Here is a 24,973-nt window from a genome sequence, read left to right on the forward strand (position 1 = left end):
CTAATAGATTTTCCATAGGGAATCCGTCCGGATTCCCTATCATTTTATAAAAGGAGTATTTCAAAATGTTGCTATTTGAGCTATCTTTTCCTATACTTGTCGATGAAAGCAAGCTTTATTTCGATGGTATTGGCACAAGCTATAATAATTCTCTTAATATCAAAGGTGGTACTTCTTGTAGCTTGTGCAGCTACTTTAATAGCTTTTCCGCTGGCAAATATAGAAAATATACTCTTGCTCAAAATATCACCTTTAATATTAAAATTCAAGGCTTTGCCGAAATTTTTATAAAGCGTGAAAATGGCAACATTATTACTTCAAGACTTATAGAAAATAGCAAGCCTGAAGCCCTTGCAATAACTTTTTCAATTATAGATGCCAAAGATGGAGAAATTTTCTATCCTGAAATATCAGCAAAAAGTGATTGTCAGATTTTTGGTGGCTCTTATGAAACAAAAGTAAGCCCTCAAAGAGATATTCTGCTTGGTGCGTCATTCTGCACATATAAGCGTGAAAAGTATATCATTTCAAATATGGAGCGTCTGCGTGACTTTGGCTTGAAATACTCTATCCCACTAAAGGTTTTTGTTGTGGATAATGGTTCTACACTACCTGAAACACTTTCTGACAACACAATTACAATTATACATAATCCAAACTGCGGTGGTAGTGGTGGCTTTGCAAGAGGTTTGCTTGAGGGTGTTAATTTTGGCTGTTCGCATATCATTTTTCTTGATGATGACATAAGCCTCGATACAAATGTTATTCTCAAAACCTATTCCCTACTAAAAATTCTAAAGCCTGAATATTATGATAGCTTTATCGGCGGTGCAATGCTCCATTCTGAAATTCCATATTTACAGCACGAATGTGGCGCTTTATGGGACGGCTTTTATCTTTCGCCTATCGGACACGAAGTAGATTTGCGTAAAAAAGAAAGTGTTATCGCAAACGAAAAACTCCAAAAAGCAGATTATCAAGCTTGGTGGTATTGTTGCTTTCCAACTTCATTTGGAGAAAATTTCGGCTATCCTATGCCCTATTTCATCAAAAGCGATGATGTAGAGTATGGTATTCGCTGTCAAAAACCTATCATAACTATGAACGGCATTGCTGTCTGGCACGATGGCTTTGAGGGAAAGTATGCTGGACATTTTGAATACTACATAAAAAGAAATGAACTTATAAATACTGCTCTCCACAACAAAAATACAGGCATAATTACAAATATCCGCAAATTATTTGCATCAACTGCAAGACTTACATTATTACAAAGATATTTTCTTGCAGAATTAGTGGTTAAAGCATATGACGATTTTATGGAAGGTCCTGAAAAACTTCTCAGCATAGATATTGCAGAATATAATACTTATCTTTCCTCACTTGCTAAACCTGCAAATGATAAAAGCATTATCGGCAATGCGAAAATTATTTCAAAGCCTAAAATAGTAAATTCTGCACTATATTATCCAAGCTTCGGAGGAAATATTTTTCCATCAAAGAATATTTGCATAGAGCTTCCTTTGACAGATATTGAAATCAGAAAGACCTTTCGTGCAAGATACATTGCACATACTAAAACAGATGGTTCGACTGCATTTGTAACAAAACTCAAGAAACGAAAGCTTTTCTGGGTTGTTGGAAAAACTATTCGTATGTTTTTCAAATTTCTTACAAAGTATAAAAAGGTTCGTTCAGATTATATACACAATCAAGAAAAACTAACTTCAAAACAATACTGGCAAAATTACTTCTCAAAATAAGCAAAAATAGCTAATCTCCTTTATCAGAAGATTAGCTATTTTATTTATGATTTATTATTTAATTCCAAGATAGTTAAGCCAGAATTCATAAGATGTATATTCATCTTTCTTCTTTCTGAACTCTTCCTCAACTTTCTTATGATTTCTCTTATAATTTCTTATAGTCTTTTTATAGTGCTTACGAAGTTCAAGATATTTCTTTCTTGAAAGCACACGCATAGCACCAGTATTTTCATATGGATTAACAGCAAGGAGAACCTTTCTCTTATACTGTTTTTTCGGGCAGTTAAACCAATCGTAAGCGATTACGCCAACATCATCAGTAAGCATAAACTTTGGATACAAATGTCCGTTTACAGTAATTTTATAGAATACCTTTTGCCAGAAACCAAGCTCCTCAAACTTATAAAGGTCATCAAGATTAACCTCAATATCAGGATAATTTTCCTCTATTGGTACAAGCTTTTCGTTCATTGCACCATGTTCTTTCATAATTCGTTCGCCCTCAGGCTTAAAGAGGAAATCTGGGCCTTTCATAAAGTCATCAATAGACTCAAGCAAAAGCTCACAGCTATTGTAATTAAATCTGCGGATTTCAACTTTATAGAAGTCTGTAATTCTCTTAACGAAGTCTATATCTTGGCATACACCACTAAATGCTTGGAAAATAAGACTGTTTCTATGAACCTGATAAAGCTCCATAGCAGCATTATACTTTGTAACAAAGCCCATATGCCAAATGCAGATACCATTCAAAGTGATAAACTTTGCATCATTCCTAAGGCTATACTCAACATCATCACCACGAATAAAGAGTGGTAATGGAAGCTTATTTGCTTCAATATAGGTTGTAGGAATACAGCAGTACCACCAGCCTGCATAATGGTCATCAAACTTATCATAGTTTTCTTCGTTTTTAACAACAGAATCCCATTTCTGAAGCTCGAATGAAGGCTTCTGAGGACCATATGAACCGTCCTTATGTACATAACCAACATCTTCATGCTGAACATTCATCTTTTCATAGTAGAGCATAGCACCACTAACGAATCTATCTTGATATTCGTCTTTGACAACTCTAAGCAGATAGAATGTACGCTTTAAGCTTTCTGCAACGATAATAACATCATCATCCATAAGCAAAACATGAGTAGGCTTTTTCTTGCCACGCAGAGCCTCAATCATACCTCTTGCATATCCACCCGAGCCACCAACATTTTGGTTCGGGAAAACATGCATCTTGCTGCCGTTGAAATCATCAGGATTAAGTGTTCTGCCGTTATCTACTATATTAACATAGAAATGGTCTGAGCATTCATCATTACAATAGAGAATTTCATTCTTAAGCATTTCTGCGTTTTTAGTAATAAATTCTTCTTTCTTAAATGTAGTTGTAGCAATAGCTATATCTACATTACGCACTTGCTCCTCATCAATCTCTGTAGCATAGTAGCCAGAATAGATTTCACACTCTGAAAGTGAAGAAATCTGAAAAGAAATAACCGAACTTTTTTCTTGCTCAAAGTTAATAACAAGCTCTGTTGGTTCTGGGAAGTTATAATGCTTATCTTCGGAAATTTCCTTTTCTATAACATTGTTTCTGATATAATGACCGAAAGTGTTTACAAAAAAGTGTCCTTTAATTTTAAGATGAAGTGATACATTAGTTATATTGGTAAAATGCTTCCATTTTTTAATAGAAAATGAATTAAAGTAAGTAAAAAATTCAACAAAACGATATTGAGGAAGCATATAGCCACCCAATTCGTCATTATAAAACAATCTATCTCCACGATATTGAAGCCACCAATGCTCATTGAGATATTTGTTAGTAGGAAATACTAAATTTTGAAGCTTTAGCGTAACAAGACCCATAGATTTAAACTCTCCTAAAACATAAAAATTATTTAGTTATAAAGTGCTTTAAAGCAGTTCACAAAGCAAAACTACATTTTTTCATACATATATAATCATACCGCCTTAAAGTCTAATTGTCAACAACATTCTTACAATACCGGTATAATACTACAAATCACACACTTTTTATATGGAATAATTAGTACTTATTAACCAAGTGGTGACATAAGTTCATCATATTTATTTGAAAGGATTTCTGCAAAAAGAAAATCACCCATCTTATAAGCTGCAAAAGATGCCTTATTATATAAGCTTCCGTGCATTTTTTCTATAATTTGTTTGAGAATTGGCTCAGACCATTCCCACAAATCTTCTGCTAAATCCTCAGTATGTAAAATAATATCCATACACTGCTCAAGAGCATTTCTGCCTATTCCAGTATTATACCACTCATCAATAGAGTGAAGTCTTGGAATAAGCATATCGAAAACCTTTGACGCCTCATCATACTGCTTATTTTTATTATAGATTATAAGAAGCTCGAGCATACGGTTGCAAATTGCATAATTATTACCAGTCATAGCCTCCATATTTAAGAGCATTTTTGCACAATAAATTTCATTATCAACATCGCCAATATTCTTAAAATTTCTCATACAGAAATACATCTTTGCTTCATCGCATATATCATTTGAATATGTATATTCAACAAGCAATTTTTTGGCAAGTTCTTTTTCATCAAGTTCTACTAAAAGCTCAACAGCTTCTTCAAGGCTATAACTCTCAAGCTTTGGTGAAACATATTTGCTATTATATCCACCATAGCAATCGAAGTTAGCTTGCTTTGCCCTCTCAAAAAGCACCTCTCTATCTGGAACATCATATTTATTCATCAATTCAGTAAGAATTTCAAGACTTCTTCCTATTCCTTGAAAGCTATTGCTTTCTCTATCAAACAATTCCTCGTTAAATAGCTTTAAAATCAAGCCATCAATTCTAAAATGTTCCTCATATTTATGAGTATATAAAATGGCATATGATAATCTCAATCTATTTTTATAATTTGCATCATTTGTGCCATATTCTTTTGTATAGATTTCTTTGTAGCAATACTGCTCTATATTTCCATCTAACGCTAAAGCTAATTCTTCATCATACTTTTCAAAAAGTTCTTTTAATAGCTTTTTGTAGTCTGTCATTTTGCACCTCATCAAGAATGAATTATCATAAACCTTATAATTTCTCTTGCGGCATTGTTACCGTCATTCAAGCCCCATTCATAGACCGTTTTCAGCTTATCTCTGTTTCTTGTATATCTGCCAACAGGCATAGGCTCTGGTGGCTGAATAACAATAGCCTTTCCCTGTTCTTGCATTTGATAGCAAAGCTCTTTTTGTCTATTATATACGGCTGGTCTTACCAACATAGTTTCTACAAAATTAGGATAATCTTTAAATTTCTTTCTCAATATAGGCTCGGGGAAATCTGGTTTAGGTGGTTTTCTGTAATATTTATCCTGTGTCAAAACGATAATATTATATTCGTGGCCGTCCGAAATAGCCTTTTCAATCAAAATAGGGTCGCCTATACCGCCATCAAGAAGCTTATAATCTCTGAAATTCACAATCGGCGATACAAGTGGCAAAGATGATGATGCTTTTACAGGTATAAAATCCTCGTCTAAATCTTGCTTAGTAAAATACAGAGGTTTACCTGTGATACAATCCGTTGTACCTATTGTAAGCCTTGTGTGGCTCTTAAAAAATTCATAATAATCAAATGGTATCAGCTCTCTTGAAAGCTCATTAAATATAAAATCCAGGCCGAAAAATGAACCCGTTTTTAAGTATGAATTAATGCTAAGATACCTCGGGTCACGAATATATTCATCAAATATTTTATAATTTCTGCCACGCTGCTTAGAAATATAACTAAGTGAATTACAAGCACCAGCCGACACTCCATAAACATCATTAACAAATATTTTATTATCAATCAAGGCATCAAGCACTCCTGCAGTATAAACTCCACGAGTACCTCCGCCCTCAAGTATCAAACCAACTGACATAATTCCACCACCTTATTGTAATAATTTTATTATATCCTTATTTTTGAAAAAAATCCATATATTTCATAAAAAGTATTTATACAATTTTATATCAAATTAAAATCTGGAACATACTCCTCACTTGCAGATGAAAGCTCCTGCAAAAAACCATCAAGCTCTGTTGTATCAAGATAGTCAAGTACTTTCTGATACTCTTTTTCCGTAAGCCTTCTGCTTATCTCTGGATATTTTTCTGCATTTCCAAGCGGTATATACTGTGACATAAGACTTAGCAAAATCTTGTCTGAAAATTGGTCGAGTATATCAAGCACATCGAAAGAATTTTCGATATTATTCGGCAGAATCAAGTGTCGAACGATAACTCCACTCTGCATAATACCCTTATCATCAAATTTTGCCTCTCCGCTTTGACGAATCATTTCTTTAAGCGAAGCAAGGGCATTTTCCAAATAATTTGGTGCATTGGAATATTTTTTCGCAAGAGTATTACTTGCATACTTAAAATCTGGCATATAAATATCGACTATACCCTCAAATTTATGGATTGTTTCAGCACTTTCATAACCACCAGTATTAAATACAATCGGCACAGATGGACGATATTCCTTAAACACATCAAGCAAAAATTCCGCATACGGTGTCGGGCTAACAAGATTTATATTATTAACCCCCTGTTCTATCAATTCTTCACAAGCTTTTATAAAATCTTTTTTTGTAAAAATTTTACCAATAGGTTCCCTACTTATTTTGCTGTTCTGACAAAACACGCAACCAAGCACACAGCTTGAAAAGAATATTGTTCCTGAACCATTTTCTCCACTTATACAAGGTTCTTCCCAAAAATGTGGAGCTATTCTTGCTATTTTAGGAAGTGTTCCAGCATGACAAAAGCCTTTTCCGCCATTTTCATCTCGATAAGCTGAACATTTTCTTGGACAAATAGCACAAGCCTCTATAACACTCACAACTATTCTCCTCTCTTTATCCTCATAATCAAATTTTCGAGTGATATTTTGAATTTCTCGTTCTGCTCTGCAGTTCTTTTTGTTGGTCCTTTCAGTCTACCGCCAGCCCGCCTTATCTTTTGCGCCTGATAGCGTGATTGCAAAAGTGAATCTATATTTGTTTCATCGTATATAAGTCCATTTTGATTAAGTGCAAAAGCCTTTTTCGATAAACACATTGCTGCAAGTCCATAATCCTGTGTTACACATATATCTTCCTTAGAAAGCATATTTACCAAATAAAAATCTGCACTATCTCTGCCCTTTGAAACTGTAATCGTTTTTGCATCATCTCGCTCTATGGAATGAGCAGTATCGCAGATTATAATACACTCTAAGCCATAGTTTTTAGCCATAGAGATAGTCAAATCTATAACAGGACAGCCATCACCATCAATAAAAATCTTCATAATTATATCTCTTTTATTTCAAACTATTTTTATTTGCCTTTATATGTAGCAAAAGCATTATTATAAAACCTGAAATCAGCACTGAATAGAACCATAGCTCACTATTCCCGCTAATGTGATATGCAAATAAAGCAAAGGCAAAGCCCCAACAATAAGAAAGTAATATTGCAATCGCCCAGAAGCCTATCTGCGTATGCTGTATTAAAAATAACACAAGACACAAAACCGCCGATGCTACAAGGCAATATGCAGGGTGAATTGCTAAAGCCGAATAACAAAAATATCCACAGGCAGCAGAAATCAACAAACTATCAAAAAGTATAATATTCCCGACAAAAAGACCGAGAATCGTTGACAAAAGAGGCAAGCCTAAAACTGCTACAAGCTTGATAAAGTCTAATTGCAACAAAATTCCCCCTTTTGATATTAAAGAAAATCCCACGAAACGACTAAGCGTCCGTGGGAATTCCTTAAGCAGTTAATATTTATAAGCGGTATTACTTACCGTAGTAAGCCTTAAGATACATTTCCTTAATCTCGCTCATAAGTGGGTATCTTGGGTTAGCACCTGTGCACTGGTCATCAAATGCGTCCTCAACCATCTTATCGAGGTTATCAAGGAAGTACTTCTCGTCTACGCCGTAATCAGCGATTGTCTTCTTAATACCAACTCTTGCCTTGAGTTCTTCGATAGCGTCGATGAACTTCTCGAATGTTTCTTCATTTGTCTTACCGAAGATACCGCAGAAGTTAGCACACTCAACATATCTCTCAAGAGCGTGTGGATACTGATACTGTGAGAATGTACCCATCTTTGCAGGTACTGGGTCAGCGTTGAAACGCATAACAGATGTGATAAGGATAGCATTAGCAATACCATGTGGGAGGTGATGATAAGCACCGAGCTTATGTGCGAGTGAATGGCAAACACCGAGGAATGCGTTAGCGAATGCCATACCAGCCATGCAAGATGCGTCTGCCATCTTCTCACGAGCGTGTGGGTCATTTGCACCATTCTCATATGCTGATGGGAGATATGTGAAGATGTTCTTCATTGCTTTAAGAGCAAGACCATCTGTGTAATCTGTTGCCATGATTGAAGCATAAGCCTCAAGAGCATGAGTAAGAGCATCGATACCAGATGCACTTGTAAGACCCTTTGGCTGGTTCATCATGTTGTCAGCATCAATGATTGACATATTTGGAAGGAGCTGATAGTCAGCAAGAGGATACTTTTGACCTGTCTTTTCGTCTGTGATAACAGCGAAAGGAGTAACTTCAGAACCTGTTCCTGAAGATGTTGGGATAGCTACGAAATAAGCCTTCTCGCCCATTGTTGGGAATGTATAGATTCTCTTTCTGATATCCATAAATCTCATAGCCATATCCTGGAAGTTTGCTTCTGGATGTTCATAAAGAACCCACATAATCTTACCAGCGTCCATAGCAGAACCACCGCCAAGAGCGATTATGACATCAGGCTCAAACATTCTCATAGCTGCTGCGCCTTCCTCTGCAGAAGCGAGTGTTGGGTCTGGCTGAACATGATAGAAGCAAGTGTGCTGAATACCCATTTGGTCGAGTTTCTCTTCGATTGGCTTTACATAACCATTCTTATAAAGGAAGGTGTCAGTAACGATGAATGCCTTCTTCTTGTGCATAACTGTGCCAAGCTCGTCAAGGGCAACTGGCATACAGCCTTTCTTAAAGTAAACCTTTTGAGGTGCTCTGAACCACAACATATTTTCTCTCCTCTCAGCAACTGTTTTGATGTTAATAAGATGCTTAACACCAACATTCTCAGAAACAGAGTTACCGCCCCATGAGCCGCAGCCAAGTGTAAGAGATGGTGCCATCTTGAAGTTATAAAGGTCACCGATACCGCCGTGTGAAGATGGAGTATTGATAACAATACGGCAAGTCTTCATTGCGTGGGAATGCTTCTCAATCTTTTCCTTCTGAGCTGGGTGAATGTAGAGAGAAGATGTATGACCGTAACCGCCGTCAGCAACAAGCTGTGCAGCCTTTGCAAGAGCGTCATCAAAGTTCTCAGCCTTATACATAGCAAGAACTGGAGAAAGCTTCTCGTGAGCAAACTCTTCGCTGATGTCTACGGACTCAACCTCACCGATAAGAATCTTTGTATTTTCTGGAACATCAACGCCTGCGAGCTTAGCGATTGTGTAAGCCTTCTGACCAACAATCTTTGCGTTAAGAGCACCGTTGATGATGATTGTCTTTCTAACCTTGTCGAGCTCGTCGCCCTTGAGGAAGTAGCAGCCTCTGTCTGCGAACTCCTTCTTAACAGCGTCATAAACGCCCTTAAGAACAGTTACACTCTGCTCAGAAGCACAAATCATACCATTATCAAATGTCTTTGAATGAATAATAGAGTTAACAGCAAGCTTAATATCAGCTGTATCGTCGATGATAACAGGTGTATTACCAGCACCAACGCCGAGAGCAGGCTTACCTGAAGAATAAGCAGCCTTAACCATACCAGGACCACCTGTTGCGAGGATTGTATCAGCCTCTCTCATAAGCTCGTTTGTAAGCTCGAGTGATGGAACATCAATCCAGCCGATGATGCCTTCTGGAGCACCAGCAGCAACAGCAGCATCAAGAACTACCTTTGCAGCAGCAATAGTAGAATTCTTTGCACGAGGGTGTGGGCTGATAAGGATTGCATTTCTTGTCTTTAAGCAGATAAGTGACTTAAAGATAGCAGTAGAAGTTGGGTTTGTTGTTGGGATAACAGCACCGATAAGACCGATTGGCTCTGCAATCTTCTTAATGCCATATGCTGTGTCCTCTTCGATAACACCACAAGTCTTTGTGTTCTTGTAATAGTTGTAGATATATTCGGATGCGTAGTGATTCTTAATAACCTTATCCTCTACAACGCCCATGCCTGTTTCAGCAACAGCGAGCTTTGCAAGAGGGATACGCTGCTTATTAGCAGCATCAGCGGCAGCAAAAAAGATTTTGTCAACCTGCTCCTGAGTGTAATTAGCAAAAATTCTTTGAGCCTCTCTCATTGCAGCAATCTTAGCCTGAAGAGCTTCGATGTTGTCAATAATTGTTTCAGTTGCAGTATTTTCTGCTGCAACCTCTTGGATTTTCTCCTTAGCCATGGTAAGTCCTCCTATTATTATAAATATAATCTGCTTTGTAATTGTTTCGCTTACAAGAATGATTATAAGACATTGTTAAAAAAATGTCAATAAGCATTTTTATGTAATTTTTGCTAAGAAAATCGAATTTAAACAAGGTGCAAAAAAGTAGATGCTTTGTCCGCTGAATTTTGTCTTATAAAGTTCAATCATAATTTTATTTTCTGTTATATTTGCATAATTTTAGCTTGTCAAAAAATTAGCAATTTCATTTTTCCGCTATTTTAAGCCTTTTTGTTAAAATTTATTTGTAGAAAAAGTAGAAAATAGCATTTTTATAAAATAATCCGTTTTTATTTTTTGTAATACTAATAAGCTGAGAAAATAAGGCGTATATTGTCGAAAAATTCTTTTCTGACAATATACGCCTTATCAAAAATCAACTTTAAAAAGTAATCATATTGTGTTATTTGCGTAAAAGAAACCCGTTTTTATTTACAACTATTTTACAGTACTGTTCATTTCTGCTTTAATAATCTCTGTTGCTCCAAGTGCATAAACAGTATTGTCATTAGCCATAGCAATCTTTTTTAGCGTCTGCTCACACTTCTTTTGGGCAGTAAGCTTGCCACTCTCTTTATCATAGAGATAAATTGTATCACCAGATGAAACTGCTACGGATTTATCTGCATTAGAAATTGATTCAACCTTAATATCTGTCGAAATAGTTGCAGTTGTCTTGCCCTCTGGAGAAATTGTCACAATTTCACAATCTCTGCCATCTGGATACTTTGCAAGTGACAATGCTATCCCCTTTTCATTTGAAACCTCATAATTTGTAATCGTTTTAGAATCATAGCTTATAAGATTTTTCTTATTATTCTCTATATCAAAGAAGTAGCTTTCATTCTTGCCGATTGCGGCTGCATTTCCGTTATCAAAGAATTTTACATCATAAATGCTATTATCCTTGAGTTCATACTTTGCTATATAAGCATCTTGGCTGAAATCGAGTATATAAACTGAGCTCACAAGAGAACCCTTCTGTGCGGAAATACCCGAAACAATAGCACGAGTTCCATCAGAATTTATTGAAATATTATTTATATAATAATCTGCAAAGGAATAGGCATATTTTTCCTTATTATCCTTGCTATATACAGTAAGCTTTGCGAGATAGTCATCAGATTGAGTAACCGCAGCAAACACACCGCTTGCTGAAATATCAGCACAGAAAATCTTATTTTTAAGCGAAAGATTATATAATTCATCGCTATGACTAAGAATCCTTAATCCTGTTCCGCCAACATTAAAAATCATAGAATAGTCACGACTTGTCCTTAATATAGGCTTTGCAAAAGCATTTCCAAGATTTTGTCGCTGACCGGCATTATCATTCAAAAGCACAATGCTTGTATCACTTACATATATAGGGGTTTTTTCATCCATAAGGGCAAAGTTTCCGTCTGTAACTTCATTTCCATTTATGCTTGAAGGGTATCCATCACCCTGAGATATACCTAACAAATCATACTGAATAAATCTTGAAACATTATCTGGAGAAAGATTTTCCCAGTTAAGTATGACAAGAAGCAAAATCACACACGCAAAAATTATCAGCAATACCTTTAAAAGCTTTTTTATAAGTTCTGGTTGAATAGGTGTAGGCTCATCATACTTATCAATAGGCACATCTTCATAGCTTACAACTCGTCTATCTGCGGCATTTTTTTCTTTAGCGGCAGCATGTCTTTCACCTCTTGCAGAGCGTTTAGGTTGCCTTTTTTTTTCGCTTTCATCATTGAATCTATTGTTTTTTTCCGCCATCTATATCTAAATCCTTTCGACAATTCGATAAAAAAATCCAATATATTCTCTATTATACATTCATTCCCTAAGAAATTCAAGTCTGCTATATAATAGTGCTATAAGTTATCAAATAAATCATATTAGCATTGATTTAATCTGATTTCTTCTGTATAATTTAATTATATAAATAAAATTGGAAGTGTTATATTTGACTTTTTTCAAGCTGATTAAAACCTATCTGAAAAAAATTAACTTTAAGATGAAAAAATTTCTGAGATGGACACTCGTTTCCATTATAACAGGTCTTACTGTTGGAGGATTTAGTACATTATTTGCCTTTATGATGAATGTTGTTACAGATTTTCGCAGTAACAACGATTATATTATCTATTTTCTTCCATTTGCAGGTCTTATAACGGTTTTTCTATATAATGCCTTCAAATTCAAGGACGACAAAGGCACTAATCTTGTTCTTTCTACAATTCATGCACAAAGCGAAATTCCTTTCAAAATGGCTCCACTTATATTCATAACCACAATACTCACCCATCTTTTTGGAGGTTCGGCAGGTCGTGAGGGCGCCGCCTTACAGCTTGGTGGAAGTATCGGAAATCAACTTGGACGCTGGTTCAAATTCGACGACGCAGATAAAAGAGTTGTTGTTCTTTGCGGTATGAGTGCAGCTTTTTCAGCGGTTTTTGGAACGCCTATGGCTGCAGCAGTTTTTTCTATGGAGGTTGTCAGCATTGGCATAATGTATTATGCAGCACTTGTTCCTTGTGTATTTTCATCTCTTATTGCATCATACTTTGCGACTAATTTTGGTGTTCGTGGCGAGGATTTCACATTTATAAAATTCCCGTCATTAACATTTCTTAATACCTTTGAAACAGTCTGTCTTTCTATTCTTTGTGCTGGTATAAGCATTGCATTCTGCATTATGCTCCATAAAACAAGTGATTTACTAAGAAAATACTTGAAAAATCCTTATATAAGAATTTTTCTTGCTGGTTTAGTTGTTGTTGGTCTTACATTATTATTCAATACAAGAGATTATAATGGTGCAGGAATACCAGTAATAACAAAAGCTCTCAAAGGTGAAGCTGTTCCCTATGCTTTTATATTAAAAATGATTTTTACAGCTATAACTATCGGTGCTGGTTTTCGTGGTGGAGAAATTGTTCCTACATTCTTTATTGGTGCGACCTTCGGCTGTCTTTTCGGAAATATCGTTGGATTTTCTCCTTCTGTCTGTGCCGCTGTTGGACTTATTGCACTTTTCTGTGGCGTTACAAACTGTCCAATAACTTCTATTCTTATCAGCTTTGAACTTTTCGGTGCAGGTGGTATACCATTCTTTATGATTGCGGTTGCAATAAGTTACTTTATGTCTGGTTACTATGGACTATATCATGACCAAACAATAGTATACTCAAAATACAAAACAAAATATGTCAATCGTCATACTAAATAACAGCAAAACAAAGTGCCTAAGAAACTCAAATGTTTCGCTCGAGCCTTTTCAAAGGCTCGTAGGTCAAGGGCAACGCCCTTGTCGCTCTTCGCAAAGAGCGACATACCTTTGGGCGAAGCCCAACATTTGTTTTTTCTTAGCGGCGGATTTTATCCGCCGCTTATTCTTTTGTTAGTAACATTAGTCCCTAAGGGCGAACTTTGTCCGCCCTTAGAGAGCAAGAGATGTTAAGGGCTTTGCCCTTAAAACCCACCAAAGGCTCTGCCTTTGGAATCCGCAAGCTTTTGAAAAAGCTTGAGCAAAACTTTTAAGTGTCTTGAGGTAGTGCATTAACTTATCGGTAGCTTAGTCCTCCGTGTGAACAAACTTCCCACACTCATCACGAGCGAGACTTGTCGAGCGATTCCGCGTCTTGGAGGAGGCGGCTCGCCACTTGCCCTTAAAACCTACGAGGGACTCTGTCCCTCGACCCTGCAAGCTTTTGAAAAAGCTTGAGCAAAACTTTTAAATGTCTAAGAAAAGTGCATTAACTAATCGTAGGGGCGAATGCAGTTATTTTAATTATGCCAAAAAGAAAAACCGTTCAATGCCATTGGCACGAACGGTTTCTTTTTATATCATTTTAGCCTTAAATCAGATTTTAACAGAAATTGCATCAAGGCTCTTTGGAAGCTCACTTTCATCAGCAGAAATCAAGAATGTAAACTTTGTTTCGGACTTAGCTGCAAGAACATTAACCTTTGTGATAAAGTCTGCGAGCTTATCAAAGTCATCACCACAAATCTTGAGTGTAGAATCTACAAGAACATCTGTTACATCGTAGTTACCTGCACAGATACCGCTAAGAAAACCAAAGAATGAGTCATAACCTGTGATAGCATATTGGTCTGTGTCAATAAGTCTTGCTTTATGAGTAACATCATAAGTAAGCTTTGCACCCTTTTCTACGACAACAACATTGCCGTTTGATGCTGAAACAGCTTCATTTGCGAGAGAGATGAGTTTCTTAGTTTTGCCCGAACCTTTTTTGCCTATGATTAGAGTTACCATTGTAACGCCTCCTTATAAATTTAACCGCATATGCGGAAAGATTACATATTAAAATATTATTTAAGTCTTGCCTCAAGAGCCTCTTTCTGAGCCTCATAGCCAGGTTTGCCGAGAAGTGCGAACATATTCTTCTTATAGCTCTCAACACCAGGCTGGTCAAATGGATTAATACCCATTGTATAGCCACTGATAGCACAAGCCTTCTCAAAGAAATAAATGAGATAGCCAAGCTCTGCTTCGCTTGAATCTTCGATTGTAAGAATTACATTAGGAACTCCACCGTCTGTATGAGCAAGAACTGTTCCTTCAAAAGCTTTCTTATTAACGAAATCCATAGTCTTGCCACTAAGGAAGTTTAGGCCGTCAACATTCTCTGGGTCTGTGCCAAGAGTAACATCTTGCTTTGGCTTATCAATAAGAACAACTGTTTCAAACATTGTACGAGAACCGTCCTGAATGAACTGTCCCATAGAATGGAGGTCTGTTGAGAAAACAACAGATGCTGGGAAAAGACCCTTGTTGTCCTTACCTTCACTTTCGCCAAAGAGCTGCTTCCACCACTCGTTCATAAGAGTGAATGCTGGCTCATAGCTTACGAGAAGCTCAATAGCCTTGCCCTTGCGATAAAGAATATTTCTGATTGCAGCATACTTATAGCAATCGTTCTTTTCGAGGTCACATACTGAAAGCTCCTCACGAGCCTTTGCAGCACCAGCCATAAGAGCATCAATATCAGCACCAGAAACAGCGATTGGAAGAAGTCCTACTGCTGTGAGAACTGAATAACGACCACCAACATCATCAGGTACAACGAAAGTTTCATAGCCTTCACGGTCTGCGAGCATTTTAAGAGTGCCCTTAGCCTTATCAGTTGTGCAGAAAATTCTCTCCTTAGCACCCTCTTTGCCATACTTGTTCTCAAGAAATTCTCTGAAAACTCTGAAAGCAATAGCAGGCTCAGTAGTTGTACCAGACTTAGAAATCATATTGATAGAAACATCTTTGCCCTCACAGATTTGAAGAAGCTCAGAAAGAGCAGTTGAGCTAATGCTGTTGCCTGTGAAATAGATGTCAGGAGTATCCTTTTTCAATGCATTGTAGTTCGGGGACTTCAAGAATTCAATAGCTGCACGGGCACCGAGATAAGAGCCACCAATACCGATAACAATAAATACCTCTGTATTTTTCTTGATTCTTTCAGCAGCAGCCTTAATTCTTGCGAACTCGTCCTTATCATAATCAACAGGAAGGTCAAGCCAACCAACAAAGTCATTGCCAAGACCTGATTTGTTGTGGAGCATTTCGTGAGCAGCCTTAATCTGTGGAGCAATTGCTGTATACTCACGGTCAGCGATAAAATCCGAAACATGCTTAACGCTTAATTTTGTTGCCATAATTAAAATATCCTCCTTTAAGTTAGCAGGAAGTTTGGCTAAATGCTTATTCAAAATATATGTTCGAAAAAACAAAGTTGCCTACTATTCCCCATCCCTTTATAATTTATTTTACAATATTTAAACTATAATTACAAGCCTATTTGAACATTTTTTATAAATTTATCAAAAATCAATGATATTGTTTTTAATTTTAATCAATACTTTCGCAATAAACATTCATACAAATACCAAGCAAAAATAAAAAACCCAAACAACAGTCTAAGCTATCATTTGAGTTTTAATTTAGGAAAATACTTATATTTATATTTTCTCTCCTATTATAATAACATGATTACTTGCTCCAAGAATTGATTTCTCCCTGCATATACTGTAATGATAATCACACCATATTTTAAATTCATCATCTTTCCAACTATCAATTTTATCTGCAAAAAGAGGGGTCAATCCGTCTTGTGCAAAATGGTCTATTATCTTTACATTATTATCTAAATATAATTTTTCCATTTCTTTATCTGTTGAATAATAAGTATCAGTCCAAAAACATTTTTCATCAGTATGTTTTAAAATACCTGTTGTAATAAGCTGTTCAGCTAAATTACTATCTATATATTTCTTATCAGATAATGCAACATACTGAAAAATAAAATATCTTGGAATATATGCAGTAAAAATTAAGCCTCCCTTTTTCAATACACGCAGGGATTCAGAAAAACACTTTTCTCTTTGATTTTCATCTGTCAAATGATAGAAAGGCCCCATATTTAAAACAACATCAAAAGAATTATCTGGAAAAATGCTCATATCTGTTGCATCTAAAACAGCTGTATCCATTTTATAACTTTTGGATTTCAGTTCATTATTAATAATTTCTATATGTCTTGGAGTAATATCTGTTGCAGTTACATTGTATCCTCTATCTGCCAAATAAAATGAATATATTCCTGTTCCCGCAGCACAATCTAAAATTTTCAGATTTTCTCCCAAAATTTCATTAAGAATACGGATAGTTGTAATAAATTCAATTTTTCGTGCATTATTGGTTGTCAATCTGTCCTCTTCACGATAATTTTCATAACTTTCTACAACATAATTCACTGCTTATTCACCTCTCAAAACATTATTTTAAAAATTTATCATCTTCCGAACTCTGCAAGAATCAATTCCTTATTATGCTCAGTTGCCCAGCTTATGCTCCAATCACTTGTAAAGAGTAGAAGGTGATTGCCCTTTAAGTCCTCAATACGCTTTGTATCAGATGCAAGGTCGAGAGTTTTCGGGTCTAAGTCCTCATTTTCTATCCAACGAATACGGTCATATGGAAGTCCCTCCATAATAATATCAACGCCATATTCATTTTTAAGTCTATATTCAAGAACATCAAATTGAAGTACGCCGACAACTCCAACTATAACCTCTTCCATACCGCTGTCAAGTTCTCTGAAAATCTGAATAGCACCCTCTTGTGCAATCTGCGTAATACCCTTAACAAACTGTTTACGCTTCATAGTATCTTTCAGACGAACCTTGTTAAAATGCTCCGGTGCAAAGGTCGGTATACCCTCAAACTTAAATTTCGCATTCGGTGAACATACTGTATCACCTATCGAGAAAATGCCTGGGTCAAATACACCGATAATATCTCCTGCGTAAGCCTCATCAATAACCTCTCTGTCCTGAGCCATAAGCTGTTGAGGCTGTGAAAGACGCATTTTCTTGTTGCCTTGAACATGATAAACTTCCATGGCTTTCTCATATTTTCCTGAACAAATACGCATAAAGGCAATTCTGTCACGATGAGCCTTGTTCATATTTGCTTGAATCTTGAAAACAAAAGCGGAAAAACGGTCATCAAATGGGTCAACCTCTCCGTCAACAGTTTTTCTTGGTAGCGGTGGAGTTGTCATATTGATAAACTCGTTAAGGAATGGCTCAACACCGAAATTCGTCAACGCAGAACCAAAAAATACAGGTGTAAGTCTGCCGTGACGAACATCATCAAGATTAAGCTCATCGCCTGCTCCGTCAAGAAGCTCAATATCATCTCTGAGAGTGTGAGCGAGGTCATCACCAATCTTTTTATCCAAATCTGGGTCATCAATTTTAAGCTCGTCCGTATCTACTTCACGCTGACCGTTATTTGCGGTGAAAGCAAGGATTTCATTCTTTTTGCGGTCATAAACGCCCTTAAATTCCTTACCACAGCCGATAGGCCAGTTAATCGGACAAGTTTTAATGCAAAGAACATCTTCAATATCCTCAAGCAAATCATAGGGACTTTTTGCTTCTCTATCCATTTTATTTATGAATGTAAAAATCGGAATATCACGAAGCAAACAAACCTTAAAGAGCTTTTTAGTTTGATTTTCAACACCCTTTGAAGCGTCAATAACCATAACTGCTGAGTCCGCAGCCATAAGTGTTCTATAAGTATCCTCCGAGAAGTCCTGGTGTCCCGGAGTATCTATAATATTGATACAACAGCCATTATATTCAAACTGCATAACAGAGGAGGTAACAGAAATACCTCTCTGCTTTTCAATTTCCATCCAGTCAGAAACAGCGTGTTTATCGGTTTTCTTTCCTTTAACCGAGCCAGCAAGCTGTATAGCTCCACTATAAAGCAAAAGTTTTTCGGTAAGTGTTGTTTTACCTGCGTCAGGGTGCGAGATTATCGCAAATGTTCTTCTCTTTTCAATCATTTCTCTATTACTTGGCAAACTGATTCCTCCATAGGATAAATTTTATTAAGCCTTAATGCACTCACTTAGTGCTGAAATTACATATTCCATCTGTTCATTTGTCAAGGTGGAATATAGCGGTAAGGTTACTTCATTCTGATATAGCTCAAATGCATTCGGATAGTCTTTTATATCAAAACCAAGATTTTTATAAGCTGTCAGCAGAGGCAATGGCTTATAATGAACATTAGTAGCCACTCCCATTTCTGCCATCTTTGAAATAACATTATTTCTGAATTCTGAGTCGTGTCCTGTAAGCCACGAAATATAAAGATGTCCGCTTGAAGTACCATTTTTAGTATAGTGTTTTAGATAATCTATACCAAGCTTATCAAGCTGTGAATTGTAATATTCGATTATCTCCTTGCGTCTTTTCAGCATTGAGGGATAGCGTTTAAGCTGTACAAGTCCGATTGATGCCATAATATCCGTCATATTGCACTTGAAGTATGGCGCTACTATGTCATATTCCCAAGCGCCGGCTCTTGTTTTTGCGAGAGCATCTTTATTCTGACCATGCAAGGATAGGAGCATATATTGCTTATAAAGCTCATCATTATCAATAAAATCTCTGTCACACCATGTAACAGCACCGCCCTCTGCAGTAGTGAGATTTTTTACAGCGTGAAAAGAAAAAGCGGTAAAATCTGCTACACCTCCGCTTTTTTGAGTTTTATATTCCGCCCCAAAGGAATGAGCACCATCTGCAAGAACTATAATTCTTCCAAAGCCCTCTTGGATTTTATTTTTAGGCTTAAACAACGATTTCTTAGTTTCAAGCACCTTAAAAATGCTGTCATAATCGCACATAGCTCCACCGACATCAACAGGTATAACCACCTTTGTTTTATCGGTAATAGCCTTTGCCAAAGCTTCAGCATCAAGGTGTAGCTTTCCTTTTGCACAATCAACTATAACAGGCTTTGCACCCACATGGCATATAACGCTTGCAGACGCTGTATAAGTATATGCAGGAACGATAACCTCATCGCCCTCACCTATTCCAAGAATACGGAGAGTCATTTCAAGAGAGGCTGTCGCAGAATTAAGACAAACAGCCTTTGTTGTACCACAAAATTCAGCTATTTCCTTTTCAAATTTTTTGGTTTTAGGACCTGTTGTTATCCAACCACTGCGAAGTGTGTCTGCCACTTCGCTTATTTCCTCCTCGCCAATATCAGGAGGTGAAAATGGTATTTTCATTGCTGTCCCCCATTTAATTATATATATTTTCTGCTATTGCCTTGGCTATATTATAGTCACCGACAGTCGTTATCTTCATATTTGAAGCGTCACCCTTTAGCAGCTTTACTTCTACTCCACCTATAAAGCATATTTTACAAGAATCTGTAAGAGTAAGCTTTTCCTCGTCAGAAAGAGCATTATAAAGCCTTTTCAATAAGTTTATGTTAAAGCTTTGCGGTGTTTGGCTATGATAAATTTTACTTCTATCAGGCATATCTGAAATAGTATTGCTGTCCTCAGATACAATTATAGTATCTACCTCAGGAATAACAGTATTACAAGCACCATATTTAAGAGCCGCATCAATATTTTCATCAATCATTCTTAGTGTAACAAACGGACGAACTGAATCGTGTGTTACGATTATATGTTCATCACTTTCGCCGAACTCTTTTTCTATATCGGCAATAATATTGAAAATTGTAGAATTTCTATCCGCACCGCCTTGAGAAATTCTTATCCTTGATTTATCTATATTAAATTCATCTAAAAGCTCTTTCATATGAGAAATCCAGCTTGAATGTACACCAATATAGATATAATCGAGCTTTTCAGAAAGCAAGAATTTTTCAAGTGTATAAATTATAATTGGCTTATTGCCAAGTGGCAGAAATTGCTTAGGCATAGTCGAGATATTCATTCTTGAACCGACACCACCTGCAACTATTGCGGCAAAAATCATTCTATCAACTCCTATAAAAGTTCTGAGGGTTTCTTTCCCTTCAAAACCTCTTTATAGCTTCTCTCTGTATCAACTAAAATCATATCGTGATGAGGTTTTTGTTTATCTTCGGGTGGGGGCGTCATATAGTCCCCAAAAGCTTTTTTAAGATATGGATCATAACCGACAGGAATAGGCATCTGCAAGCCCTCAAATTCACGATAAACCGCACTTGCAAACCATTCCTTAGGGTATTCAGGCTGCATAGAATGTACACCCTCGCAAAGCTCTGTGATATATTCGCAATCGGAAATTTTATATTTGCTCATACGCCTTTCAGCATTACGCCATTTTTTCTCACGAGCCTTTGGTGACTTGACTATCGAAAGCAAAAATTTACTTCCAAGAGCCATAATTCCGCCGTGATTTTCTGGAACGATTTGTGCAAGAAACAGCGAATAAATCATAGCATTGAGCTTTTGCATTGTGCGTTTAAATTTTCCTTTTGGACAGCCATCTATCGGAAAAATATCCATCATTATTCCAAAAGGTATATCAAGATGAGCCTGATTTGCCTTAACACAAGTAGTTTCAGTATCAACTATTGTTGTAAAAATATTTCCTGTAAAGATTTTCTCATCTGTCCGCAATAGCTTAAAGCGTTCATGCTTATCGTTATCCCAAAGTTTATATAACTTTTCATAGTCATCTCTCGGCATAAGTATGTCTATATCGTCGTCCCAAGGGATAAAGCCACCAGTTCTGAGCGAACCTATACAGCAACCTCCGCAGAGATAGAAAAGCAGATTATTTTTATCGCAAAATTCCTTGAAATACACAAGCGTATCAAGTTCTTTAAGCTGTAGCTTACGCAATGTTTCGGGAGTAAATTCATATAACTTTTGGTTTTCCATATAAAACCTCATTTAATATGTAAATATAATAGCTAATAAACAATCGGAGATAATCCGCCTTTATTATTCAATACCTGCATGAATTTTTGCAGCCATAAGAGTATTTTTCATAAGCATAGCAATAGTCATAGGACCTACGCCACCAGGAACAGGTGTTATATAAGAAGCCTTTGGCTCTACGCTATCGAAATCTACATCTCCGCAAAGTTTGCCATTTTCATCTCTGTCCATACCAACATCAATGACAACAGCACCCTCTTTGACCATATCGCCTGTAACAAACTTAGGCTTACCGACAGCCGCAACAAGAATATCAGCATCTCTTGTAATTTCAGCAAGATTCTTTGTACGGCTGTGTGTAATTGTTACAGTGCCGTTTTCATGGAGCAAAAGCATAGCCATAGGCTTACCAACAATATTACTTCTGCCGATTACAACACAATTCTTGCCGGAAATTTCTATATTTTCAGAATGAATAAGCTCCATAACGCCAGCAGGTGTGCAAGGCAAGAACTTATAATCGCCTATCATAATCTTACCAACATTAGATGCGTGGAAAGCGTCAACATCTTTTTCAGGGCTGATTGCCTCAATAACAGCCTTTTCATCAAGGTGCTTAGGTAATGGAAGCTGAACAAGAATACCATTAATTTCAGGCTTTTTATTAAGCTTATCAACAAGGGCAAGGAGCTCTTCCTGAGTTGTTTCAGCTGGAAGTGCATATTCTTCAGACATAAAACCAACTTCTGCACAAGCCTTTTTCTTATTATTGACATAAACTCTTGATGCGGGGTCATCACCAACAATAACAACTGCAAGTCCTGGAACTATGCCCTGTGCCTTTAGTTTTTCTGTTTCTGCCTTAACGCTCTCACGAACCTTTTTAGAAACCTCTTTACCGTTAATTATCTTAGCCATAAAATTTCCACCTTTTATATTAAATTATTCTTTAACTTTATCCTTTAATGCTTTTGTTGTATGAACGAAATTATTTTTCTTGCGGAATACGATAAGCATCACAATTCCTGCTATCATAACCACCGCTGAAAGAATCTGCGATACACGAAGATTTAAGAATGGTGTATAAAGACTATCTGTTCTCAAGCCTTCAACTATCATTCGCTCAAAGCCATACCATACAAGGTAAAGCAAGAAAATCTGTCCGTAATACTTCTGAAATTTCTTACTAAAGAAGTGCAAAAGCACAAAACCAAGCAAGCACCACAATGATTCATACAAGAAACAAGGGTGAACCGTTACTCCGCCGGTATTTTCACTCATCATTCCCCAAGGAAGATTAGTTTCTGTACCGAAAGCCTCTTGATTTATGAAATTGCCCCATCTGCCTATACCTTGTCCAATCAGAAAACCAAGTGAGGCAACATCAAGTATCGCAGGAATATTAAGCTTGAGAATTTTCGCAACGATACAGCCACCAAGCAATGCTCCGATAAGACCGCCATAAATCGCAAGTCCGCCATCGTGTATCGCAAAGATTTTATCGGGGTGACTACTGTAAAAATCCCACGAGAAAAATACATAGTAAAGTCTTGCACAAATTATTGCGGTTATAAGGCCGACAATAACACAATCAAGAAATTTCTCACTCGGAATTTTAAAACGCTTCAAACTCATCATCGCATAAATAAATGCAAGAATAAAGCCAATTCCGATTATAATTCCATACCAATAGATATGATAATCGCCTATTGAAAAGGCGACATTATTTATATTCAGACTTATGCCCAGATGTGGAAAAGATACATTCATATCTGACATTTTAATTATCCTTTCATCGTTAGATGTAGGGGGTGAACTGCGTTCATTGGTAATTACTTCAACCGCTTAGCATATACACTTACCCAAGACACTCAAAGTTTAGGTCAAGCCTTTTTAAAGGCTTGCGGATTCCAAAGGTAGTCACCTACGGCAGAGCCTTTGGTGGGTTTTAAGGGCAAAGCCCTTAACATATATTTCTTTTCAAGAGGTGGACTTCGTCCACATCTTAATTTTCTCTGTTGATAACATTAGTCAATAAAGGCGAACTGCGTTCGCCTAAGGAAAAAACAAATGTTGGGCTTCGCCCAAAAGTGTTTCTCCGTCTGCGGACGGCGACCAAAGGCTCTGCCTTTGGAAACTGTGAGCCTTTAAAAAGGCTCAAGCGAAACTTTGAATTGTCTTAAATGTCTTATTTAACTACAGAGAGTGTTGTGTTATTTGGGTCAAGCTGTGATTTAAGTCTTTCGTTAATATCATCAAGACTTGCATTTGCGATGGCATCCATATATTCATAAAGTTCTCTGCCCGCAAAATCAAATGATGCCATAATAGTTGCAGTATTCTCAGGACTATTAAGAGCAGCAATATTTTTACCATAAATAGCTCTTTTAGCTCTCTCAAATTCCTCTTTCGGGACACCACTTTTATGAAGCTCCTCGGCAGCTTGCTTGATAATCTCAGCAACTCTCTCAGGAAAACGAGTTTCTGCTGCAAAAATTACTGCACGATAACCCATTTCCTCGAAATACTCATATCCAAAACTTTGATTGATAAGCTCATCATCAAGAAGTCGCTTATAAAGTGGTGAAGCCTCTCCTGCAAAAGCAGACAAAAGAATATCTGTTTCGGCAATTTCCTTAGAAGTTAAGCGTTTATCGCCTGCATCTTCTTTAAAACCAAGTTGAAAAAGTGGTACAGCAACAGATAATTTCTGTTCAACATAATCCTGACCAACTTCATAAGGTTCATCAGGGAAAATTGACTGTGTATCCAAAGGCTCATCTTGCTTTGTAAGAATTTCATCTACAATAGAAATAACCTGTTCAGGTGTAACATTACCCGCAACAGAAAGAACCATATTATTAAGATTATAGTAGCTGTTGTAACAAGTATAGAGCAATTCAGGAGTAATCTCAGCAATAGTTTCGACTGTTCCTGCAATATCCTTTCTGACAGGGTGATTTTGGAACATTGAAGATATAAGATTCATCATAACTCTCCAGTCCGGACTATCGTCATACATCTTAATTTCCTGACCAATAATGCCTTGTTCCTTAGCAACAGTTTCCTTAGTGAAATAAGGGTCACGAACGAAATCAAGCAAAATTCTAAGGCTTTCATCAAACTTATCTGTACAAGAGAACAGATAGCAAGTTGTATTAAATGAGGTATAAGCGTTAGCGTTAGCACCTGTCTTTGCATACTTTGTGAAGGCATCGCCGTCCTCGCTCTCAAAAAGCTTATGCTCAAGATAGTGCGCAATTCCGTCAGGTACAATAACTTCTTCACCATTTGTGATAAAATGAGAATTTACTGAACCAAAGTGTGTTCCGAATATCGCATACGCGGACTTATAGCCCTCCTTTGGGCTGACATATATAGTAAGTCCTGATGTATGCTTTATTTTATAATATTTATCATTAAGCTTTTCGCTTTTTATTTCTACAATTTCCATTTTATTCAAACTCTTT

Annotated in this window: 20 protein-coding genes; 2 read left to right on the top strand and 18 right to left on the bottom strand. The window is 36.8% G+C overall.

The genetic code is table 11. The features are described from left to right. Window positions 1-65: 65 nt before the first annotated feature. A complete protein-coding gene (locus tag C9914_RS06620; RefSeq protein ID WP_106764251.1) occupies window positions 66-1,763 on the top strand; it encodes a glycosyltransferase in 1,698 nt (565 codons plus the stop codon). Window positions 1,764-1,817: 54 nt separating this feature from the next. Here C9914_RS06620 and C9914_RS06625 read toward each other — a convergent pair whose 3' ends face one another. The 8 genes from C9914_RS06625 to C9914_RS06660 form a co-directional block, all read right to left on the bottom strand. Beyond that, window positions 1,818-3,638, bottom strand: a complete 1,821-nt coding sequence (locus C9914_RS06625; protein ID WP_106764253.1) for a glycosyltransferase family 2 protein — start codon at window positions 3,636-3,638, stop codon at window positions 1,818-1,820. A gap of 191 nt (window positions 3,639-3,829) precedes the next feature. Continuing rightward, the gene (locus C9914_RS06630; RefSeq protein ID WP_106764255.1) at window positions 3,830-4,819 is read right to left on the bottom strand and encodes a hypothetical protein; all 990 of its coding nucleotides are present in this window, start codon (window positions 4,817-4,819) and stop codon (window positions 3,830-3,832) included. A gap of 11 nt (window positions 4,820-4,830) precedes the next feature. Beyond that, entirely contained in the window at window positions 4,831-5,688 is an 858-nt protein-coding gene (locus tag C9914_RS06635) for a patatin-like phospholipase family protein (RefSeq protein ID WP_106764256.1), read from the bottom strand. Between the two features lie 86 nt (window positions 5,689-5,774). Then, entirely contained in the window at window positions 5,775-6,653 is an 879-nt protein-coding gene (locus C9914_RS06640) for a radical SAM protein (protein WP_106764258.1), read from the bottom strand. Window positions 6,654-6,655: 2 nt separating this feature from the next. Then, the gene (locus C9914_RS06645; RefSeq protein WP_022264190.1) at window positions 6,656-7,102 is read right to left on the bottom strand and encodes a YaiI/YqxD family protein; all 447 of its coding nucleotides are present in this window, start codon (window positions 7,100-7,102) and stop codon (window positions 6,656-6,658) included. Window positions 7,103-7,115: 13 nt separating this feature from the next. Then, window positions 7,116-7,508 (bottom strand): hypothetical protein, encoded by a 393-nt coding sequence (locus C9914_RS06650; protein ID WP_106764260.1) that lies wholly within the window; start codon window positions 7,506-7,508, stop codon window positions 7,116-7,118. Window positions 7,509-7,599: 91 nt separating this feature from the next. Further along, window positions 7,600-10,236: a bifunctional acetaldehyde-CoA/alcohol dehydrogenase gene (gene adhE, locus C9914_RS06655; protein ID WP_106764261.1), complete on the bottom strand. Its 2,637-nt coding sequence runs from the start codon at window positions 10,234-10,236 to the stop codon at window positions 7,600-7,602. 480 nt (window positions 10,237-10,716) lie between these two features. Continuing rightward, the gene (locus tag C9914_RS06660) at window positions 10,717-12,042 is read right to left on the bottom strand and encodes a DUF5711 family protein (protein WP_106764263.1); all 1,326 of its coding nucleotides are present in this window, start codon (window positions 12,040-12,042) and stop codon (window positions 10,717-10,719) included. Between the two features lie 181 nt (window positions 12,043-12,223). Here C9914_RS06660 and C9914_RS06665 point away from each other — a divergent pair, with 181 nt between their 5' ends. Continuing rightward, window positions 12,224-13,498, top strand: coding sequence for a chloride channel protein (locus C9914_RS06665; RefSeq protein WP_408003188.1), 1,275 nt, complete (start codon window positions 12,224-12,226; stop codon window positions 13,496-13,498). A gap of 633 nt (window positions 13,499-14,131) precedes the next feature. On the opposite strand, the gene C9914_RS06670 is transcribed toward C9914_RS06665, so the two are convergent. The 10 genes from C9914_RS06670 to yfmH all read right to left on the bottom strand — a co-directional run bounded on the left by C9914_RS06670 (window position 14,132) and on the right by yfmH (window position 24,957). Then, entirely contained in the window at window positions 14,132-14,548 is a 417-nt protein-coding gene (locus C9914_RS06670; protein WP_022264194.1) for a hypothetical protein, read from the bottom strand. Between the two features lie 56 nt (window positions 14,549-14,604). Then, complete coding sequence (locus C9914_RS06675) at window positions 14,605-15,942, bottom strand: glucose-6-phosphate isomerase (RefSeq protein WP_022264195.1); 1,338 nt, start codon at window positions 15,940-15,942, stop codon at window positions 14,605-14,607. Window positions 15,943-16,245: 303 nt separating this feature from the next. Beyond that, window positions 16,246-17,040, bottom strand: coding sequence for a class I SAM-dependent methyltransferase (locus tag C9914_RS06680; protein ID WP_106764265.1), 795 nt, complete (start codon window positions 17,038-17,040; stop codon window positions 16,246-16,248). Between the two features lie 38 nt (window positions 17,041-17,078). Next, window positions 17,079-18,644 carry a peptide chain release factor 3 gene (locus tag C9914_RS06685; RefSeq protein ID WP_106764323.1) on the bottom strand — a complete coding sequence of 522 codons (1,566 nt, stop codon included), beginning with the start codon at window positions 18,642-18,644 and terminating at the stop codon, window positions 17,079-17,081. 45 nt (window positions 18,645-18,689) lie between these two features. Further along, the gene (locus C9914_RS06690) at window positions 18,690-19,886 is read right to left on the bottom strand and encodes a DegT/DnrJ/EryC1/StrS family aminotransferase (protein WP_106764267.1); all 1,197 of its coding nucleotides are present in this window, start codon (window positions 19,884-19,886) and stop codon (window positions 18,690-18,692) included. Between the two features lie 13 nt (window positions 19,887-19,899). Continuing rightward, window positions 19,900-20,610 (bottom strand): IspD/TarI family cytidylyltransferase, encoded by a 711-nt coding sequence (locus C9914_RS06695; protein WP_106764269.1) that lies wholly within the window; start codon window positions 20,608-20,610, stop codon window positions 19,900-19,902. A gap of 11 nt (window positions 20,611-20,621) precedes the next feature. After that, entirely contained in the window at window positions 20,622-21,503 is an 882-nt protein-coding gene (locus C9914_RS06700; protein WP_106764271.1) for a LicD family protein, read from the bottom strand. 63 nt (window positions 21,504-21,566) lie between these two features. Then, the gene (folD, locus tag C9914_RS06705) at window positions 21,567-22,421 is read right to left on the bottom strand and encodes a bifunctional methylenetetrahydrofolate dehydrogenase/methenyltetrahydrofolate cyclohydrolase FolD (RefSeq protein WP_022264200.1); all 855 of its coding nucleotides are present in this window, start codon (window positions 22,419-22,421) and stop codon (window positions 21,567-21,569) included. 24 nt (window positions 22,422-22,445) lie between these two features. Next, window positions 22,446-23,282, bottom strand: coding sequence for a prolipoprotein diacylglyceryl transferase (gene lgt / locus C9914_RS06710; RefSeq protein ID WP_106764273.1), 837 nt, complete (start codon window positions 23,280-23,282; stop codon window positions 22,446-22,448). Between the two features lie 409 nt (window positions 23,283-23,691). Then, the gene (yfmH, locus tag C9914_RS06715; RefSeq protein ID WP_106764325.1) at window positions 23,692-24,957 is read right to left on the bottom strand and encodes an EF-P 5-aminopentanol modification-associated protein YfmH; all 1,266 of its coding nucleotides are present in this window, start codon (window positions 24,955-24,957) and stop codon (window positions 23,692-23,694) included. Window positions 24,958-24,973: the final 16 nt, after the last annotated feature.

The sequence above is a fragment of the Pseudoruminococcus massiliensis genome, from assembly GCF_900291955.1.
GTDB classification, from domain to species: Bacteria; Bacillota; Clostridia; order Oscillospirales; family Acutalibacteraceae; genus Pseudoruminococcus; species Pseudoruminococcus massiliensis.

Excerpts from the sequence above, each read along its gene's own strand:
- adhE (WP_106764261.1), bottom strand. The coding sequence starts at position 10,236 with ATGGCTAAGGAGAAAATCCAAGAGGTTGCAGCAGAAAATACTGCAACT.
- C9914_RS06625 (WP_106764253.1), bottom strand. The coding sequence starts at position 3,638 with ATGGGTCTTGTTACGCTAAAGCTTCAAAATTTAGTATTTCCTACTAAC.
- C9914_RS06660 (WP_106764263.1), bottom strand. The coding sequence starts at position 12,042 with ATGGCGGAAAAAAACAATAGATTCAATGATGAAAGCGAAAAAAAAAGG.
- C9914_RS06675 (WP_022264195.1), bottom strand. The coding sequence starts at position 15,942 with ATGGCAACAAAATTAAGCGTTAAGCATGTTTCGGATTTTATCGCTGAC.
- C9914_RS06685 (WP_106764323.1), bottom strand. The coding sequence starts at position 18,644 with ATGATTGAAAAGAGAAGAACATTTGCGATAATCTCGCACCCTGACGCA.
- C9914_RS06645 (WP_022264190.1), bottom strand. The coding sequence starts at position 7,102 with ATGAAGATTTTTATTGATGGTGATGGCTGTCCTGTTATAGATTTGACT.
- C9914_RS06635 (WP_106764256.1), bottom strand. The coding sequence starts at position 5,688 with ATGTCAGTTGGTTTGATACTTGAGGGCGGAGGTACTCGTGGAGTTTAT.
- C9914_RS06700 (WP_106764271.1), bottom strand. The coding sequence starts at position 21,503 with ATGGAAAACCAAAAGTTATATGAATTTACTCCCGAAACATTGCGTAAG.
- folD (WP_022264200.1), bottom strand. The coding sequence starts at position 22,421 with ATGGCTAAGATAATTAACGGTAAAGAGGTTTCTAAAAAGGTTCGTGAG.
- C9914_RS06690 (WP_106764267.1), bottom strand. The coding sequence starts at position 19,886 with ATGAAAATACCATTTTCACCTCCTGATATTGGCGAGGAGGAAATAAGC.
- yfmH (WP_106764325.1), bottom strand. The coding sequence starts at position 24,957 with ATGGAAATTGTAGAAATAAAAAGCGAAAAGCTTAATGATAAATATTAT.
- C9914_RS06670 (WP_022264194.1), bottom strand. The coding sequence starts at position 14,548 with ATGGTAACTCTAATCATAGGCAAAAAAGGTTCGGGCAAAACTAAGAAA.
- C9914_RS06620 (WP_106764251.1), top strand. The coding sequence starts at position 66 with ATGTTGCTATTTGAGCTATCTTTTCCTATACTTGTCGATGAAAGCAAG.
- C9914_RS06630 (WP_106764255.1), bottom strand. The coding sequence starts at position 4,819 with ATGACAGACTACAAAAAGCTATTAAAAGAACTTTTTGAAAAGTATGAT.
- C9914_RS06695 (WP_106764269.1), bottom strand. The coding sequence starts at position 20,610 with ATGATTTTTGCCGCAATAGTTGCAGGTGGTGTCGGTTCAAGAATGAAT.
- lgt (WP_106764273.1), bottom strand. The coding sequence starts at position 23,282 with ATGTCAGATATGAATGTATCTTTTCCACATCTGGGCATAAGTCTGAAT.